We start from the raw sequence: 2,463 nt of genomic DNA on the forward strand, positions 1-2,463 counted from the left end.
TGTTGAACTAAGCTGAAAAGTCACCTTTTCAACTCGTCTTCAGAACCGGACGTGACACTTTCGCGTCATCCGGCTCCTCAGTTGTGTGGCTTCTGTCATAAGTACCTTGTAACTCGTGGTTTGTTTTTCTGTCATGACAATGACGGTGAAGAATTTGGAAATTGTTGTATTCATTTTTCCCACCTTGAGATTTGGGGATAATATGGTCAACTTCCATCAGGTCATTGTCACTAAAATATAGGTTACAGTGGGCGCATTTCCCTTTTTGCTGTTTGAGAAGTTTAGTTATTCTCATTGGCTTTTCAGGATGATTGCCTATTCTTGAACTCCAATAAACCCAATTACCATCAAAGGGTGATGTTTCTCCTCTCACTTTCACATGACGTTGTATCTTAGTGTAAGTGTGTCTATAAAGACGTTGGTTTTCATCCCCTTTTGGAACGAACACCCAATTATCGTTTCCTTGAGTTTGCCAATATTTGGCTTCAATCCATTGATTTGATTTTCGTGGGTGTCGTCTTTTTGCCCAGCGTTTTAGCTTCCAGAAAGTGAGATGAGACAGTTTCTCAAATGTATCCCTACTAACTACTGTGGAGTAAAAATTACTCCATCCTCTAATGATGGGATTTAGTGCATTAATCACTTTACTTTGAGAGGCTGCCTTAAGAGAATCCACAGTTTCAGCTATTACCCTGAAATGTCTCTTTTGACTTTCTTTGCTGGGGGTGATAATTGTCTTGAACCCTAGTCTATTTCCTTTTGAATCCTTGCCTGATTGGTTTTTCCCTACTTGGTGTTGTCTAATATTAAACCCCAAGAAATCAAACCCTGGCTTTTCTCCTTCATGTGAAAGAAAAGTATGGACTATTCTGGTTTTACTAGGTTGTAATTCAAGACCAATTTCTGCCAACCACTCAGTGATAATTTCTCGACATTTCTTGATTACGGATAGATTTTCGTGCATGACGATAAAATCGTCGGCATACCGTACCACTCCCGGCGGGTTAAATTCTTCGCCTTTTTTGTGGAACCAGGTTTCTCGATTTTGTTTACCAAGTTTCGGGAATTCCTGTCTGATTCGGTTTTCTAGTCCGTGTAGGGCGATGTTCGCTAAAAGTGGGGATAATACCCCTCCTTGTGGCGTTCCCTCGTATGTCTTGAAAAACTGCTTTTTGTCGATTACTCCTGATTTTAGCCATGCCTTTATTAGGCGATTGATTGAAGGATAGGAGTTTATCTTCTCAAGGAGTTTCTGGTGGTTGATACTGTCGAAACATTTTGCAATATCAGCATCGAGGACATATTTTGCCTTTTGCTTTATTGAGTTAAATATTGCTTCGACGGCATCATGGCAGTTGCGTCCTGGTCTAAAGCCGAAATTATTTGGTTCAAATCTAGCTTCCCATTCGGGTTCTAGAGCCAATTTCACTAGGGCTTGCATCGCTCGGTCATGTAATGTAGGTATCCCAAGGGGTCGTTTTTCTTCCTTTCCAGGTTTTGGTATCCATATTCTTCGGGTGGGTTTTGTTTTATGGTTCATCCGAAGTTGATTTACCAGTGCAATTCGTTGCTTTGGCGTTAAGGATTTTACCCCGTCTACTCCAGCAGTTTTCTTGCCTTTGTTGTCTTGAGTTACTCTACGTACTGCCAGACACTTAGCTGACCAGGATTTTATCAGGGTCTTTTGAAGTTTCCGAACCGTTTTAACGTCACCACGACCAGAGGCTCGGTAAATCCGTTTTTGTAGCTTAAATACTTTCCTCTCTAGCTTTTGCCAGGGGATAGCATTCCATTCCACCGTAGTCTTGAAACTCGTATTAGTCATATTTACTACTACTTACAGCTTTACCATCCACTCAACCGTGGGTCTGTCAGCATATCCAAGTCATTACAACTTGGCGTTGGCTTCTGACCCAATCCCTCCCACATATACGCTTGCGCTGGTTGCTGCTCCGTTTATCGACCTAAGTGGAGAGCGTATATGGGGTTATTCCGTTCCTAACTTTCGTTGGTTTCTGACCTTAGAACCTCTCTATCCGCCGGGGTCTGTTGTGGGTGCGTCAATTTGCATAGCAGAGTCAAATTGCTCTTTACAATTGTTAGAAGACCAATTGTACTTAGACCCATTAACTTTTTGTTTACAGCCAATATTCCGAGTAGGCTGCGTAGAACTAACGGCAGTTCAGACGAGAGTTCGTTTCCTGTTCGTAGTCAGGTGCTAGCTGGGGTTACCAGTCGGACTCTGGGTTTACCAACATTTCGCCCCGCTTCATTCAGATTGATAACCAATCGCACTTAATGGGGGTGATGCTGTCACTCCTGCACCAAGGAGGGTTGGACTTGAGTTATTTCTCTCACCAACACGAAAGTTAAGTTATCAAGGTTCAGTTCGGGTTAATTCCCTACTTTGATTCTTGTCCCTCGTCCTTGGCTTTATGCCATTTGGAGGGAACGGAACGCACC

Annotated in this window: 1 protein-coding gene; it reads right to left on the bottom strand. The window is 42.6% G+C overall.

Going from position 1 to position 2,463, the window contains the following annotated elements; all coding sequences use genetic code 11:
• Window positions 1-28: 28 nt before the first annotated feature.
• A complete protein-coding gene (gene ltrA / locus GNE10_RS33860) occupies window positions 29-1,825 on the bottom strand; it encodes a group II intron reverse transcriptase/maturase (protein ID WP_185570413.1) in 1,797 nt (598 codons plus the stop codon).
• Window positions 1,826-2,463: the final 638 nt, after the last annotated feature.

This window comes from Nostoc sp. 2RC (assembly GCF_014222165.1).
Lineage (GTDB): Bacteria > Cyanobacteriota > Cyanobacteriia > Cyanobacteriales > Nostocaceae > Nostoc > Nostoc linckia.

Coding starts and splice junctions, on each gene's coding strand:
- ltrA (WP_185570413.1), bottom strand. CDS start 1,825: ATGACTAATACGAGTTTCAAGACTACGGTGGAATGGAATGCTATCCCC.